Origin of the sequence: Bacillus sp. LK2, from assembly GCF_001043575.1 — a bacterium.
Classification (GTDB): domain Bacteria; phylum Bacillota; class Bacilli; order Bacillales; family Bacillaceae_G; genus Bacillus_A; species Bacillus_A paramycoides.
The window spans coordinates 1-14,774 of record NZ_LDUK01000076.1 but is presented as its reverse complement, the minus strand read 5'-3'; the positions used below and the strand labels follow the sequence as shown (position 1 = coordinate 14,774).

The window sequence follows — 14,774 nt, the reverse complement described above, 5'->3', positions numbered from 1 at the left end:
CGCCAAGCAACTAAAACACGAGTCATTTGACTCGTGTTTTTTTATTTCCCATGAAATAGGCTAGATTCCGTTAATAAAAATGTCGAAATATAGTAAGGGATCTTTTGAGCAGAAATATTGAGAAATTGATAAATGAATGGATAATCTTCGGAGCTGTAGCTTCCAAGTAAGTCATACCACCAATCAGTTTCATATCTAGAAATCATGCTTAAATTATAGAGCAATAAGTAATGAACAAGGAGTTCAGGTAATACTGGCTTAGGATTTCTAGGGTCGCTCGTAAGTGGTAAATAATAAGTATCAGTAAGATGCTCGTAGTATAAAGGAGTACTATACATAGGATTCCATGATTGAATGGGCGCTGTAAAAAGCACATTCGACTCATTAGTTTTCCCAGGTACATGTTGTATTGATAAATGCTTACAAGCTGTTTCAATGTAACGAGAGAACCTCTCCTTGGTCATATGTAGTCGATCTAATATATTAACCGGAAAGGAGAGTTCATTTTTATTTGGCGAATCGATTTTATATAATGTTGTTCCTTTTTGACTATAGTGAAATAAATTTTGTAACTCAGGAATTTTCCCCATTAGTTCTAACATGTTAAACTTTTCTGCTTCTAAGTGTTTCATGTGAAACAGTTGTTCTGCAGCATGAGAAAATAATCCATTTTTCTGTATTTTTACCTCATCTTCTAAAAATTGATACCCTTGTTTCTTTCTTTTACGTGTTGTAACTCCATGCGCTAAAACGGTCGTTGATTCTGGATAGTTTGGATCAATAGTTAACAAACAAGCTTTAAAAAGCTGGCTCATTCCATAAAACAACAACATTGGCTGAATGGAGAAGGGGGCTGTCTTATATAATTCATAATAATTTTTTCCGTGTTCTAGGTAATAAATAAAGGGATAACAATTTTCAAAACTTTTTTTTTCAGCATCTTGAATCGAGGATTTTTCGTAACAACGGGCAAGATAATGTTGTACATTTTGAGATGAAAAAAAGAAACTTAATTGCTGCCAAGTACAAGGTGTATGATGCATATATTACGCTCCTTTTATTGTCTAAAAATTCCGACATATATATACTTTCTTGACAGTATTTTAACCAATTGATAAGCTACTAATAATAATTTCTGGTATCATGGGGGGAACAATTATGTGGGAATCTAAATTTGTTAAAGAAGGTTTGACTTTTGATGATGTATTACTTGTACCAGCAAAGTCAGATATATTACCAAGAGAAGTAAGTGTTAAAACAGTTTTATCTGAAAGCTTACAGCTAAACATCCCGTTAATTAGTGCAGGAATGGATACAGTAACAGAGGCTGACATGGCTATTGCAATGGCTCGCCAAGGCGGTTTAGGAATCATTCATAAGAATATGTCTATTGAGCAACAGGCAGAGCAAGTTGATAAAGTAAAGCGCTCTGAAAGCGGCGTTATTTCAGATCCTTTCTTCTTAACTCCAGAACATCAAGTATTTGATGCAGAACATCTTATGGGAAAATATCGTATCTCAGGTGTGCCAGTTGTAAATAATTTAGATGAGCGAAAATTAGTTGGTATTATTACAAACCGTGATATGCGTTTCATCCAAGACTACTCAATCAAAATTTCTGACGTAATGACAAAAGAAAAGTTAATTACAGCTCCAGTTGGTACTACACTGGAAGAAGCTGAAAAGATCCTACAAAAGTATAAAATTGAAAAGCTCCCTCTTGTTGATAACAACGGTGTATTACAAGGGCTTATTACAATAAAAGATATTGAAAAAGTAATTGAATTCCCAAACTCTGCTAAGGATAAGCAAGGGCGCTTATTAGTTGGAGCAGCAGTTGGTGTAACGGCTGATGCAATGCTTCGTATCGACGCATTAGTAAAAGCGAGCGTAGATGCAATTGTACTTGATACAGCTCATGGGCATTCTCAAGGTGTTATTGAAAAAGTAAAAGAAGTTCGTGCGAAATATCCAGCACTAAACATTATCGCTGGAAATGTTGCGACAGCTGAAGCAACGAAAGCGTTAATTGAAGCTGGTGCAAATGTAGTTAAAGTTGGTATTGGACCAGGTTCTATTTGTACAACACGTGTTGTGGCTGGGGTTGGTGTACCACAATTAACAGCAGTATATGATTGTGCAACTGAAGCTCGTAAACACGGTATTCCAGTTATTGCTGATGGCGGTATTAAATACTCTGGCGATATGGTTAAAGCTTTAGCAGCAGGGGCACACGTTGTTATGTTAGGTAGTATGTTTGCCGGTGTAGCTGAAAGCCCTGGAGAAACTGAAATTTACCAAGGTCGTCAATTTAAAGTGTATCGTGGTATGGGTTCTGTTGGAGCGATGGAAAAAGGAAGTAAGGATCGCTACTTCCAAGAAGGAAACAAAAAACTTGTTCCAGAAGGTATTGAAGGACGAGTACCATATAAAGGACCTTTAGCAGATACAGTTCATCAATTAGTTGGTGGGTTACGTGCAGGTATGGGATATTGCGGAGCACAGGATTTAGAATTCTTACGTGAGAATGCGCAATTCATTCGTATGTCAGGTGCTGGCTTACTTGAAAGCCATCCTCATCACGTACAAATTACAAAAGAGGCTCCAAACTACTCATTATAATGTCTTATATGTAAATAGACGGAGATTTGATATCTCTGTCTATTTTTTTTTGATTATGTTAGAATAACGGTTATGTGAGTACATAGATATTGGGGGTAGCAAAAGTGAAAGGTATGTTTTGCAAAAGATTCATTGCGTTGGTAACAGTGCTTACACTAGCTTGTAGCATGTTTGTACCATATAGCAATGCATCAGCAGAAACAGGAGCCGCTTTAAACATTGAAGCAGGTGCGGCAATTTTAGTAGAAGCGAATTCTGGGAAGATTTTATATCAAAAAAATGCTGACGAATTACTGGCAATTGCTAGTATGACAAAGATGATGAGTGAATACTTAGTGAATGAGGCGGTAGCAAAAGGGAAACTGAAGTGGGACCAAAAAGTTAAAGTTTCTGAATATGCGCATAAAATTTCACAAGATCGTTCATTATCAAATGTTCCTCTAGAAAACGGTGGTTCCTATACGGTAAAAGAACTGTATGAAGCAATGGCAATTTATTCTGCTAATGGAGCGACAATTGCTTTAGCTGAAGCGGTAGCAGGAAAAGAAGTTGATTTCGTAAAAATGATGAATGATAAGTCAAAAGAGTTTGGATTGAAAGATTATAAATTCGTAAACTCTACGGGCTTAACGAACAAAGATTTAAAAGGACAACATCCTGAAGGGACAACTCCTGACGAAGAAAATAAAATGTCTGCGAGAGATGTTGCGATTTTAGCACAACATCTTATCCAAGATTTTCCGAAAACATTAGAGACAGCAAAAATCCCAAAAATGACATTCCAAAAGGGCGGTAAGTATCCAATTGATATGGCTAACTGGAATTGGATGTTAAAAGGATTAGTTAAGGAATATGAAGGTGTAGATGGCCTGAAAACAGGATCCACTCCAGAAGCAGGAGATTGTTTTACTGGTACAGCAGAAAGAAATGGTATGCGTTTAATTTCTGTAGTAATTAAAACAAATTCTCATACAGCACGTTTTGATGAAACGAAAAAATTATATGATTACGGATTTACAAACTTTGAAGTGAAGAAGGCTTATGCAAAAGATTCAGCAGTAAAAGGACAAGAAACTGTACGAGTTAAAAATGCGAAAGAAAAAGATGTAGCGGTTCAAACGAAACAAGCTATTTCCCTTCCAATGCCAAAAGGAAGTAAAGACGTTTATAAAACAGAATTTAAAGTAATAAATAAAGAACAAGAAGCACCTATTAAAAAAGGTGTGGCAATTAGTCAAATGATTATATCGCCGAAAGATAGCAATGACCCTGGATTTTTATCAGGTAAATCATTACAAGTAGACCTTGTAACGAAATCTGAAGTAGAAGAAGCGGGCTGGTTCACACGTTCTATGCGCGGAATTGGTTCTTTCTTTAGTGGTATGTGGAATGGTGCTGTTGATACAGTAAAAGGTTGGTTTTAAAAGCTCCTCATTGTAGGAGCTTTTTTTTATTCCTATTTTTCATACCGACTTTATGAAAAAGTAGTAGACAAGCATTAGATAGTTAATGGTAGAATGTAAGAGTATTCTTAATTTTCTCCTTTAACGGGGGAAAGCAATCACCTAGGGGGGTTTTTGTACATGACAAATGTAACAGGGACAGAACGTGTAAAACGTGGAATGGCAGAAATGCAAAAAGGCGGCGTTATTATGGACGTAGTTAACGCTGAACAAGCAAGGATTGCAGAAGAGGCAGGCGCAGTTGCTGTTATGGCATTAGAGCGTGTACCTGCAGATATTCGTGCAGCAGGTGGCGTTGCTCGTATGGCGGACCCAACAATTGTTGAAGAAGTTATGGGTGCTGTGTCAATTCCGGTTATGGCAAAATGTCGTATCGGTCACCTTGTAGAAGCACGTGTATTAGAATCATTAGGGGTAGACTATATCGATGAGAGTGAAGTATTAACTCCTGCTGATGAAGTATACCATTTAAATAAACGTGATTACACAGTTCCATTTGTATGTGGTTGCCGTGATATCGGAGAAGCTGCACGCCGTATTGCAGAAGGTGCATCTATGCTTCGTACAAAAGGTGAACCTGGAACAGGAAACATTGTAGAGGCAGTGCGTCATATGCGCCAAGTCAATGCAGAAATCCGTCAAGTTGCAAGTCTACGTGAAGATGAGTTAATGACATATGCAAAAAATACTGGTGCTCCTTATGAAGTACTACTTGAAATTAAACGCCTTGGCCGTTTACCAGTTGTAAACTTTGCAGCAGGTGGTGTAGCAACACCAGCGGATGCAGCGTTAATGATGCAACTTGGTGCTGATGGTGTATTTGTTGGATCTGGTATCTTCAAATCAGAGAACCCAGAGAAATTTGCACGTGCAATCGTTGAAGCAACGACTCATTATGAAGATTACGAACTAATTGCAAGCCTTTCTAAAGGATTAGGTACTGCAATGAAAGGTGTCGAAATTTCAACGTTATTACCAGAACAACGCATGCAAGAGCGTGGATGGTAATTAAAGGAGATCTTTAAAATGGTGAAAATCGGTGTACTAGGTCTTCAAGGTGCAGTTCGTGAGCATGTAAAATCAGTTGAAGCAAGTGGTGCAGAAGCTGTTGTTGTAAAGCGTATAGAACAACTTGAAGAGATTGATGGTCTTATTTTACCAGGCGGTGAAAGTACAACAATGCGCCGCCTTATTGATAAGTATGCTTTCATGGAACCTCTTCGTACATTTGCGAAGTCTGGTAAACCAATGTTTGGTACATGTGCAGGTATGATTCTTCTTGCGAAAACACTTATTGGCTATGAAGAAGCGCATATTGGTGCTATGGATATTACAGTTGAGCGCAATGCGTTCGGGCGCCAAAAAGATAGTTTTGAAGCCGCACTTTCAATTACGGGTGTGGGAGAAGACTTCGTTGGTGTATTTATCCGTGCTCCGTATGTTGTAAATGTAGCTGATGATGTTGAAGTACTTTCTACGCATGGCGATCGAATGGTAGCGGTAAGGCAAGGGCCATTTTTAGCTGCTTCTTTCCATCCGGAATTAACGGACGATCATCGTGTAACAGCATACTTTGTAGAAATGGTAAAAGAAGCAAAAATGAAAAAAGTTGTATAAGTAACTTGCAACTTGTATAAGATTATAGTAAATTGATGGTAACAATTTTATAAAATAAGCGTGTTGATAGGAAATAGTAACAAATGGCGTTTCTTATAGAGAGTCGATGGTTGGTGGAAATCGATAGAAACAGTTTGTGAATCCATCCTGGAATGGAATGTGGAATATCTTTATGATTAGTAAGCATTCCCGGTGAAGAGCCGTTATTTCTACTTGAGAGGAAAGCGGTAATGCTTTCAACTAGGGTGGCAACGCGGGTTAACTCCCGTCCCTGTTTATAGGGACGGGAGTTTTTTGTGTTTTATAAAATAAAAGGAGGAGTATATAATGCTTGATATTAAATTTTTACGTACGAATTTTGAAGAAGTAAAAGCGAAATTACAGCATAGAGGCGAAGATTTAACGGATTTTGGTCGCTTTGAAGAACTTGATACGAGAAGAAGAGAGCTACTTGTTCAAACAGAAGAACTAAAAAGTAAACGTAACGAAGTATCTCAGCAAATTTCAGTATTAAAACGCGAAAAGAAAGACGCGGAAGCTCTAATTCTAGAAATGCGTGAAGTTGGAGAAAAAGTAAAAGATCTTGATAATGAGCTTCGTACAGTTGAAGAAGATTTAGAAAGATTAATGTTATCTATTCCAAATATCCCTCATGAATCTGCTCCAGTAGGTGAAACAGAGGATGATAACGTAGTAGCGCGTACTTGGGGTGATGTGAAAGAATTTACTTTTGAACCAAAACCACATTGGGATCTTGCTACAGATTTAGGGATTTTAGATTTTGAGCGTGCTGGGAAAGTAACAGGAAGCCGATTTGTATTTTACAAAGGTGCTGGTGCAAGATTAGAACGTGCTTTAATTAGTTTCATGCTTGACCTTCACACTGACGAGCATGGATATGAGGAAGTATTACCTCCTTATATGGTAAATCGTGCAAGTATGACGGGAACAGGGCAACTTCCGAAATTTGAAGAAGATGCATTCCGTATTGAAAGCGAAGATTATTTCTTAATCCCTACAGCTGAAGTACCTGTAACGAATATGCATCGTGATGAGATTTTAAGTAAAGAGCAATTACCGATACGATATGCTGCATTTAGCTCATGTTTCCGTTCTGAAGCGGGTTCAGCTGGTCGCGATACACGCGGTTTAATTCGCCAACATCAATTTAATAAAGTTGAACTTGTAAAGTTCGTGAAACCAGAAGATTCTTACGAAGAGTTAGAAAAATTAACAAATGATGCAGAGCGCGTGTTACAATTATTAGAGTTGCCATATCGCGTTATGAGCATGTGCACAGGAGATTTAGGATTTACAGCAGCGAAGAAATACGATATTGAAGTATGGATTCCGAGCTATGGTACATATCGTGAAATTTCTTCTTGTAGTAATTTTGAAGCTTTCCAAGCGAGACGTGCAAATATCCGTTTCCGTCGTGAGCCAAACGGCAAACCAGAACATGTTCATACATTAAATGGATCTGGTCTTGCGATTGGGCGTACGGTGGCAGCTATTTTAGAGAACTACCAACAAGAAGATGGTACAATTATAATTCCAGAAGTTCTTCGCCCTTATATGGGAGGAAAAACAGTTATTAAATAAATTTAAACATTCATCGGTATGAGTGATTGGTAATTATGAGCGTTGTCAGTAGTGTAATGAAGGAGAGGGAAAGTGAAATTTTCCTTTCCTCATAATTTATCATAGCAGGGTTGACTAACTGTTTTTCTTTTGATATTATATTTGATGTCAATATGGAGGTATACCCAAGTCTGGCTGAAGGGATCGGTCTTGAAAACCGACAGGCGGCGAGAGTCGCGCGGGGGTTCGAATCCCTCTACCTCCTCCAGATATAATTGACAACAGCGCATATAAGTGGAGATTGGAGAACTCGTTACCAACACGTAACGAGTTTTTATTTTAAAACCAATCATAAAGTATGATGTAAGGACATAATGTCCTTATTACACACTCATATTCCGATGATTATCTTCATAGATATGAAAGGAGTCAACATGGATCTTATTATACAAACGTTTCCTTTAGATGGAAAAACTTTATATTATGTACAATGTCCTGTCTGTAAGAACAATAGAATTTTAAACAGTGGTGCAAATGTATCGCGCATTATAAGCGATGATACATTCCGTAAACTTTGTGGTTGCACTTGTGATGTAAAGCAAGCTGCGACAAAAGTAGAGGCGCCAAAAAAGGTTGAAAAACCAGCTGTAAAGAAAGAAGCAGCTCCAAAACGTACAGGTAAAGTATTAACAGCAGTGATTAACGGGAAAGAAATGACTGTTAAAGAGATTGCTGAAACATATGACATTAGTACAAGTACTGTTCGTCAGCGTATTAACGCTGGAAAACCTGAGAGTGAAATTATTGCTCCAACAAAGAAGAAGTAATTTAATAGGAAAACCCGTGCATATGCACGGGTTTTTTATTTTACAAGTTTACGTGTTTGTTTTAAAAAATGCCCAATTTTTTTAATGATTGGTTCGATTGAATCCCCATCTTTTAAAATATCGTACTCATTAATATTTAAGCGTAAAACAGGGCATGAATTAAAGTTATTAATCCAGTTCTCATAACGTCCGTGCATCTCTTTCCAATACTCAATTGGTGTTTGTTGTTCCATTGGACGTCCTCGTTCTTGAATACGATCGACAATATCGTCGAAAGAACCTTCTAAGTAAATTAATAAGTCTGGATGAGGGAAGTAAGGAGTCATGACCATAGCATCAAATAAACCTTTGTATGTTTCATAATCAGTTTCTGTCATTGTACCCTTTTCGTGATGCATTTTTGCGAAAATGCCAGTGTCCTCATAGATAGAACGGTCTTGGACAAAACCGCCACCATATTCGAAAATTCTTTTTTGTTCTTTAAATCGCTCTGCTAAAAAGTACACCTGTAAGTGAAAGCTCCAGCGTGTGAAATCAGCATAGAACTTGTCCAAATATGGATTGGAATCTACTTTTTCGAAAGATGTACGATAACCTAAAGCGTTAGCTAATGCAGTTGTCATAGTTGATTTGCCAACACCTACTGTTCCAGCAATAGTGATAACTGCGTCATTTGGTATATCATATTTTTGCCTAAAATTCATTATTATTTCGACTCCTTCAAGAGAGTATTTTGAAGAGCGGATAAGATGACATTTAAATCATCAGGATTTCTTACAAAATCCATATCGTCTCCGTTAAACTTCAATACTGGAATATCTGGATGATCCTTTTTGAAAGCATCCATTGCTGTTTCGTAATCTTTTGTAAGCTGTAGTAAGTAATTTGGATCCATATTTTTTTCGAATTCTCTTCCGCGCATCGCAATTCGTTTTTGTAATGTTTCTAGGCTCGCTGTTAAATAAACTATGACGTTTGGCACAGGCATATCTTGTGTAAGGATACGATAAATTTGCATGTACTTGTCATATTGAGAATCTTTTAATGTACGGGATGCAAAAATTAAATTTTTAAATATGTGATAATCTGCTACTACTGGCTTCCTTTGATTCAAATACTTTATGTTAATATCCTCTAGTTGTTTGTATCTATTACAAAGAAAGAACATCTCTGTTTGAAAACTCCATTCATCGATGTCTTCATAAAACTTTCCTAAAAAAGGATTTTCATCAACAATCTCTTTTAGTAAGTGGAGTTGCATGTGAGTTGAAATTTCCTTCGCAAGTGAGGTTTTTCCAACACCAATTGGTCCTTCAACCGTGATAAATGGTACTCCGGTCACGCTGTTTCCTCCTTTCAATCAGTGATTTACCGTGACTACTAAAAACACAAAACAGAATTATTGTAGCACAAGAGGGAAGCGAGCGGACTAATTTGATATAAAAAGTTAGAAAATAGATATGTATTAACTAAATTTTAGTTGAGCTGATGGTGCAATATTCGCCTTTAATGTGGCCTCCATTATTTTTAAAGCATGTACATTATCTTGATCATTGTTAGAGGCAATGCAATCCTGTGGTACATAAAGTGTATAATTTCTCATATGAGCATCATTAGCTGTAAAAAGGATACATATATTCCCAGCGATTCCTGTTAAAATGAGGTTTTCGATTTTTAAATAACCTAATAAAGAATTTAAAGGTGTTTCATAAAAAGCGGAGTAATGTGGTTTAATAAAAATATAATCGTCAGTACTTGGAGCAATGGCCTGAATAATATTTTCACTATATTCATTTGTACAATGAGTAATGAGTTGATCAATATCAGATCTCCAAAGTTGATAATGGTCATTAACATAAATTACGGGGTAGTCTAATGACTTCATCGTTTCTTTTAATTGTAAAATGGGATTCTTTATGGTTTCGCACTTTTGTGCTAGGGTGGGTCCGTGAGAAAATTGAAAATCATTAATCATATCGATGATGAGCAAGGCTGTATTTTTCATATGTAATTCCCTCTCTTTTTTCTTTAGGGTGGATTGAATTTGTAAAAGTTATCCCACCTGTAGGAAATGAAAAGAAGTGTATTTTATTTTGGGTGAAAGGACTATATTATGGAACAAGATATTTATTTTATGCAAATAGCAATAGAAGAAGCTAAGAAGGCAGAGGCAATACAAGAAGTACCGATTGGTGCTGTTATTGTGCTAGACGGTGAAGTGATTAGCGTCGCGCATAACTTAAGAGAAACAGAGCAAAGGTCTATAGCTCACGCCGAACTTTTAGCTATAGATGAAGCTTGCAAAAAATTAGGGACATGGCGTTTAGAAGATGCAACGTTATATGTAACATTAGAGCCTTGTCCAATGTGTGCAGGCGGAATTGTTTTATCTCGCGTAAAACGTGTTGTATATGGTGCAAGTGACCCAAAAGGTGGATGTGCAGGTACATTAATGAATCTTTTAACTGATGAGCGCTTTAATCATCAATGTGAAGTAGTAGCTGGTGTGCTAGAAGAAGAATGTGGTACATTGTTAACAACTTTTTTTAGGGAGCTTCGTAAGAAGAGAAAAGAAACGAAAAAACTAGAGAAAAGTAATGAGAACTAACGCATTTGCATTTTGTAAAAAAACAAGTTATACTGATAATGCCTTATTAAAGGCAACCGAATATTGGTTTTAACTTTGCCGTGCTAAGCGGGGAGGTAGCGGTGCCCTATACTCGCAATCCGCTCTAGCGAGGCCGAATCCCTTCTCGAGGTTATGTTGCTGTAAGGCCTGCCTTAAGTAAGTGGTGTTGACGTTTGGGTCCTGCGCAACGGGACCCCGTGAACCTTGTCAGGTCCGGAAGGAAGCAGCAATAAGCGGGTCTTCTCGTGTGCCGCAGGAGTGCCTGAACCGAGCTAACTGCTTAAGTAACGCTTATGGTACGTAATCGACAGAAGGTGCACGGCAGTTATATATGTATACAAAACTCACCTTTATATTAAGGTGGGTTTTTTGTATGGAAAATAACTTTTGGAATCTATAAACAGAATGGGTTATAATAAATGAGATAATAACCTTTGAGGGAGGCCGTATTTTCGTGTCATACCAAGCGTTATACCGAACATGGAGACCGCAAAAGTTCGAAGATGTAGTCGGTCAAAAGCACGTGACAAAAACGTTGCAAAATGCCCTTCTTCAAGAGAAAGCTTCACATGCTTATTTATTTTCTGGTCCGAGGGGAACAGGGAAAACGACAATTGCAAAAGTATTTGCAAAAGCAATTAACTGTGAACGTGCTCCGGTAGCTGAACCTTGTAATGAATGTCCTTCTTGTTTAGGAATCACACAAGGGTCTATTTCAGATGTATTAGAAATTGATGCGGCTTCAAATAACGGTGTAGATGAAATTCGAGATATAAGAGATAAAGTAAAATATGCTCCAAGTGCTGTAGGATATAAAGTATACATTATTGATGAAGTTCATATGCTTTCTATGGGTGCCTTTAATGCGCTTTTGAAAACTTTAGAAGAGCCGCCAGGACATGTTATTTTTATTTTGGCGACAACAGAGCCGCATAAGATTCCAGCTACGATTATTTCACGTTGTCAGCGTTTTGAATTTCGAAAGATATCAGTAAATGATATCGTTGAGAGGTTATCGACGGTCGTGACAAATGAAGGTACGCAAGTAGAAGATGAAGCGCTACAAATCGTCGCACGTGCCGCTGAAGGTGGTATGCGTGATGCACTCAGTCTTATCGATCAAGCAATTTCTTATAGTGATGAGACGGTGACGAGTGAAGACGTTTTAGCTGTAACAGGCTCTGTATCTCAGCGATATTTAGGTAACCTAGTAGAATGTATACGTGAAAATGATGTATCAAGAGCGTTACGTATTATAGATGAGATGATGAGTAAAGGGAAAGATCCAGTTCGCTTTATGGAGGATTTCATTTACTATTATCGTGATATGCTTTTATATCAAACTTCACCACAATTAGAACATATGTTGGAACGGGTAATTGTAGATGATCAATTCCGTACGTTAAGTGAAGAAATGCAGCCGGAAGTAATCTATGAAATTATTCATACACTTAGTAAGGGACAACAGGAGATGAAGTGGACAAACCATCCACGAATTTTCTTAGAAGTGGTTATGGTGCAACTGTGTCAGCAGTTTATGATGCAAGCAAACGGTACAGATCGTTTACAAGCGATTATGAACAGGATGCAGCAACTGGAGAAAGAGTTAGAACAAGTTAAAAAGAATGGTGTGCCCGCTGGTGTGCAGCCGGAAGTAAGAGAGACGCGTGCAACACCAAAACCAGTACGAACAGGAAGTATGAAAATTCCTGTCGGACGTGTGAATGAAGTGTTAAAGCAAGCGAAGCGTCAAGATTTAGAACAGTTAAAAGCTGTATGGGGTGAGTTGTTAGGAAGGCTCAAGTCTCATAACAAAGTGGCGTTTGCTGTTTTATTAGAAAATAGTGAACCAGTAGCGGCTTCAGATGATACCTATGTGTTAGCATTTCAATATGAGATTCATTGTAAAATGGCTAGTGAAAATCGAGAAGCGATGGATACATTGGAACAAACTCTTTTTGAATTGCTAAGTAAAAGGTTAAATATGATTGCTATCCCGAAAAGTGAATGGGGTAAAATTCGTGAAGACTTTTTACAACGCGAAGGTGGGAATTCTGAAGAAAGTCCAGAACAAAAAGAAGATCCTCTTATAGAAGAGGCTGTAAAATTAGTAGGGCAAGAACTTATTGAAATAAAAGAGTAATAATAATTAGGAGGAATTAATTATGATGCGTGGCGGAATGGGAAATATGAATAATATGATGAAACAAATGCAAAAGATGCAAAAGGACATGGCGAAAGCACAAGAAGAGCTTGGCGACAAAACAGTTGAAGGTACAGCTGGTGGCGGAATGATTACTGTTATTGCAAATGGTCATAAGCAAGTTCTTGAAGTGAAAATTAAAGAAGAAGTTGTAGATCCAGAAGATATCGAAATGTTACAAGACTTAGTATTGGCTGCAACGAATGATGCACTTAAAAAGGCTGAGGAACTTTCAAATTCTACAATGGGTAAATTTACAAAAGGGTTAAACTTACCAGGTGGAATGTTCTAGGAGGATATTGAAGTATGCATTATCCAGAACCGATATCAAAATTAATCGATAGTTTTATGAAATTGCCAGGAATCGGACCGAAAACAGCGGTTCGACTGGCATTCTTCGTATTAGATATGAAAGAAGATGATGTGTTAGGTTTTGCAAAAGCACTTGTGAATGCGAAGCGAGATTTAGCGTATTGTTCTGTATGCGGGCATATCACTGACCGCGATCCTTGTTATATTTGTGACGATTCGCATAGAGATCAATCGGTTGTTTGTGTAGTACAAGAGCCTAAAGATGTAATTGCGATGGAAAAAATGAAAGAATATCAAGGTGTATATCATGTTTTACGTGGTGCGATTTCGCCAATGGAGGGAATTGGACCTGAGGATATTAATATCCCGCAGTTATTGAAGAGACTGCAAGATGAAACAGTACAAGAAGTGATATTAGCAACAAACCCTAATATTGAAGGGGAAGCTACAGCGATGTACATATCCCGCCTCTTAAAGCCAACGGGTATTAAAGTAACTCGTATTGCACATGGTCTGCCAGTTGGTGGAGATTTAGAATATGCAGATGAAGTAACGTTATCGAAAGCTTTAGAAGGCCGTAGAGAGGTATAAGAGGAGAAACAAAAATGTTCTTTCAAAAAAAGGGTAAGCTGCGTAAAGAGTATGATGATAAGTTAATTGTATTATTAGAAAAAGTGAAGAATGAATGGTTACGTCAGAAGAGACTAGTTGAACAAAGTGTTGAACCATCTCAAGATGTACTTTGTTCTTTAAAAATAGCAGAGGCGAAGTATTTTTTCTTGTTAAAAGAAGCGAAGCGTCGTCCTGTGAAGATGGAACAATGGTAAAAGGTCCTGCTTTTTAAAGCAGGACCTTTTGCTTTTTATCGATCTATTTGGAAACAAAGGTCCTGCTTTACTTTGGAAATATAAAGAGGTGAAAGAGAAGGTGGGAATAGAATCAGTTGTATATAGTTGATGGTCAGTACGGGGAAGAACTATTACTGATTAAAAGTAATAAAGATGAAGTGATAGGAGTTATGTTGTAGATGTTCTTTTTTATTGTCTTGTCCCATACAAATAGATATGTATAGGTCATTCATAAGGAGGAAAAAATGAATTCTACAATTATTATTGTTGGTATTCTTGCTTTGGTTTTTATTTTTCTTGTTTTTGGTGTTTCTGCTAAACCAATACGTTTTATAGGAAAAGCACTCTTTCATGTTACTTTAGGTATAGCGTTATTATTTATTGTGAATGTTGCAGGGGCATATTTTGATTTTCATATTCCAATTAATATAGGCACAGCTACAGTATCAAGTTTATTAGGGATGCCAGGTGTTGCTGCATTAGTGATTATTAAGCTATATATAATGCCAAGATAAAATTATTTTGGCATTTTTTTAAAAAGCGTTGACTTATCGGTTGTTAATATGATAAATTAATAAGCGTCGTCAGCAACGACAGAAAAAAGTTGTTGACAGATTTAACTCGAAATGTTAAATTATAAAAGTCGCCGAAACGCGATGTTGAACTTTGAAA

Annotated in this window: 16 protein-coding genes, 1 tRNA gene, 1 other RNA gene and 1 other annotated feature; of the genes, 14 read left to right on the top strand and 4 right to left on the bottom strand. The window is 37.3% G+C overall.

The features are described from left to right. Positions 1-41: 41 nt before the first annotated feature. Positions 42-1,043 (bottom strand): YaaC family protein, encoded by a 1,002-nt coding sequence (locus VK90_RS26670; protein ID WP_048376548.1) that lies wholly within the window; start codon positions 1,041-1,043, stop codon positions 42-44. 115 nt (positions 1,044-1,158) lie between these two features. Between VK90_RS26670 and guaB the strand changes: the two genes are divergently transcribed. The 7 genes from guaB to VK90_RS26635 all read left to right on the top strand — a co-directional run bounded on the left by guaB (position 1,159) and on the right by VK90_RS26635 (position 8,110). Next, on the top strand, positions 1,159-2,622 hold the full coding sequence (guaB, locus tag VK90_RS26665; RefSeq protein ID WP_048376546.1) for an IMP dehydrogenase: 1,464 nt from the start codon (positions 1,159-1,161) through the stop codon (positions 2,620-2,622). A gap of 104 nt (positions 2,623-2,726) precedes the next feature. Then, positions 2,727-4,046 (top strand): serine hydrolase, encoded by a 1,320-nt coding sequence (locus VK90_RS26660; protein ID WP_002174525.1) that lies wholly within the window; start codon positions 2,727-2,729, stop codon positions 4,044-4,046. A gap of 159 nt (positions 4,047-4,205) precedes the next feature. Next, positions 4,206-5,093 (top strand): pyridoxal 5'-phosphate synthase lyase subunit PdxS, encoded by an 888-nt coding sequence (pdxS, locus tag VK90_RS26655; RefSeq protein ID WP_000186167.1) that lies wholly within the window; start codon positions 4,206-4,208, stop codon positions 5,091-5,093. 18 nt (positions 5,094-5,111) lie between these two features. Further along, the gene (gene pdxT, locus VK90_RS26650) at positions 5,112-5,702 is read left to right on the top strand and encodes a pyridoxal 5'-phosphate synthase glutaminase subunit PdxT (protein WP_025151040.1); all 591 of its coding nucleotides are present in this window, start codon (positions 5,112-5,114) and stop codon (positions 5,700-5,702) included. Positions 5,703-5,756: 54 nt separating this feature from the next. Next, positions 5,757-5,978, top strand: a binding site (T-box leader). A 51-nt stretch (positions 5,979-6,029) separates the two neighbouring features. Then, a complete protein-coding gene (gene serS / locus VK90_RS26645) occupies positions 6,030-7,304 on the top strand; it encodes a serine--tRNA ligase (RefSeq protein ID WP_002174527.1) in 1,275 nt (424 codons plus the stop codon). 154 nt (positions 7,305-7,458) lie between these two features. Continuing rightward, positions 7,459-7,551 (top strand) — tRNA-Ser (locus tag VK90_RS26640). 166 nt (positions 7,552-7,717) lie between these two features. After that, positions 7,718-8,110 carry a DUF3797 domain-containing protein gene (locus VK90_RS26635; RefSeq protein ID WP_025151041.1) on the top strand — a complete coding sequence of 131 codons (393 nt, stop codon included), beginning with the start codon at positions 7,718-7,720 and terminating at the stop codon, positions 8,108-8,110. 35 nt (positions 8,111-8,145) lie between these two features. On the opposite strand, the gene VK90_RS26630 is transcribed toward VK90_RS26635, so the two are convergent. From VK90_RS26630 to VK90_RS26620, 3 genes are all read right to left on the bottom strand, one after another. Next, positions 8,146-8,814: a deoxynucleoside kinase gene (locus VK90_RS26630; protein ID WP_002174529.1), complete on the bottom strand. Its 669-nt coding sequence runs from the start codon at positions 8,812-8,814 to the stop codon at positions 8,146-8,148. A gap of 2 nt (positions 8,815-8,816) precedes the next feature. Then, positions 8,817-9,452, bottom strand: coding sequence for a deoxynucleoside kinase (locus VK90_RS26625; RefSeq protein WP_048376543.1), 636 nt, complete (start codon positions 9,450-9,452; stop codon positions 8,817-8,819). A 123-nt stretch (positions 9,453-9,575) separates the two neighbouring features. Then, on the bottom strand, positions 9,576-10,115 hold the full coding sequence (locus tag VK90_RS26620; RefSeq protein WP_002174531.1) for an isochorismatase family cysteine hydrolase: 540 nt from the start codon (positions 10,113-10,115) through the stop codon (positions 9,576-9,578). A gap of 108 nt (positions 10,116-10,223) precedes the next feature. Here VK90_RS26620 and tadA point away from each other — a divergent pair, with 108 nt between their 5' ends. The 7 genes from tadA to VK90_RS26590 all read left to right on the top strand — a co-directional run bounded on the left by tadA (position 10,224) and on the right by VK90_RS26590 (position 14,617). Next, entirely contained in the window at positions 10,224-10,718 is a 495-nt protein-coding gene (gene tadA, locus VK90_RS26615; protein WP_002174532.1) for a tRNA adenosine(34) deaminase TadA, read from the top strand. A gap of 78 nt (positions 10,719-10,796) precedes the next feature. Then, an RNA gene (gene ffs / locus VK90_RS29605) (signal recognition particle sRNA large type) lies at positions 10,797-11,061 on the top strand. A 132-nt stretch (positions 11,062-11,193) separates the two neighbouring features. Beyond that, positions 11,194-12,882, top strand: coding sequence for a DNA polymerase III subunit gamma/tau (gene dnaX / locus VK90_RS26610; RefSeq protein ID WP_048376541.1), 1,689 nt, complete (start codon positions 11,194-11,196; stop codon positions 12,880-12,882). A 25-nt stretch (positions 12,883-12,907) separates the two neighbouring features. Further along, positions 12,908-13,234 (top strand): YbaB/EbfC family nucleoid-associated protein, encoded by a 327-nt coding sequence (locus tag VK90_RS26605; protein ID WP_176547754.1) that lies wholly within the window; start codon positions 12,908-12,910, stop codon positions 13,232-13,234. Between the two features lie 14 nt (positions 13,235-13,248). Continuing rightward, positions 13,249-13,845: a recombination protein RecR gene (recR, locus tag VK90_RS26600; RefSeq protein WP_000559165.1), complete on the top strand. Its 597-nt coding sequence runs from the start codon at positions 13,249-13,251 to the stop codon at positions 13,843-13,845. Positions 13,846-13,859: 14 nt separating this feature from the next. Then, positions 13,860-14,081 carry a YaaL family protein gene (locus VK90_RS26595; RefSeq protein ID WP_002009631.1) on the top strand — a complete coding sequence of 74 codons (222 nt, stop codon included), beginning with the start codon at positions 13,860-13,862 and terminating at the stop codon, positions 14,079-14,081. Between the two features lie 266 nt (positions 14,082-14,347). Then, positions 14,348-14,617 (top strand): pro-sigmaK processing inhibitor BofA family protein, encoded by a 270-nt coding sequence (locus tag VK90_RS26590; RefSeq protein ID WP_002174535.1) that lies wholly within the window; start codon positions 14,348-14,350, stop codon positions 14,615-14,617. Positions 14,618-14,774 lie beyond the last annotated feature (157 nt).

Excerpts from the sequence above, each read along its gene's own strand:
- VK90_RS26670 (WP_048376548.1), bottom strand. The coding sequence starts at position 1,043 with ATGCATCATACACCTTGTACTTGGCAGCAATTAAGTTTCTTTTTTTCA.
- guaB (WP_048376546.1), top strand. The coding sequence starts at position 1,159 with ATGTGGGAATCTAAATTTGTTAAAGAAGGTTTGACTTTTGATGATGTA.
- pdxS (WP_000186167.1), top strand. The coding sequence starts at position 4,206 with ATGACAAATGTAACAGGGACAGAACGTGTAAAACGTGGAATGGCAGAA.
- pdxT (WP_025151040.1), top strand. The coding sequence starts at position 5,112 with ATGGTGAAAATCGGTGTACTAGGTCTTCAAGGTGCAGTTCGTGAGCAT.
- serS (WP_002174527.1), top strand. The coding sequence starts at position 6,030 with ATGCTTGATATTAAATTTTTACGTACGAATTTTGAAGAAGTAAAAGCG.
- VK90_RS26635 (WP_025151041.1), top strand. The coding sequence starts at position 7,718 with ATGGATCTTATTATACAAACGTTTCCTTTAGATGGAAAAACTTTATAT.
- VK90_RS26630 (WP_002174529.1), bottom strand. The coding sequence starts at position 8,814 with ATGAATTTTAGGCAAAAATATGATATACCAAATGACGCAGTTATCACT.
- VK90_RS26620 (WP_002174531.1), bottom strand. The coding sequence starts at position 10,115 with ATGAAAAATACAGCCTTGCTCATCATCGATATGATTAATGATTTTCAA.
- tadA (WP_002174532.1), top strand. The coding sequence starts at position 10,224 with ATGGAACAAGATATTTATTTTATGCAAATAGCAATAGAAGAAGCTAAG.
- VK90_RS26605 (WP_176547754.1), top strand. The coding sequence starts at position 12,908 with ATGCGTGGCGGAATGGGAAATATGAATAATATGATGAAACAAATGCAA.
- recR (WP_000559165.1), top strand. The coding sequence starts at position 13,249 with ATGCATTATCCAGAACCGATATCAAAATTAATCGATAGTTTTATGAAA.
- VK90_RS26595 (WP_002009631.1), top strand. The coding sequence starts at position 13,860 with ATGTTCTTTCAAAAAAAGGGTAAGCTGCGTAAAGAGTATGATGATAAG.
- VK90_RS26590 (WP_002174535.1), top strand. The coding sequence starts at position 14,348 with ATGAATTCTACAATTATTATTGTTGGTATTCTTGCTTTGGTTTTTATT.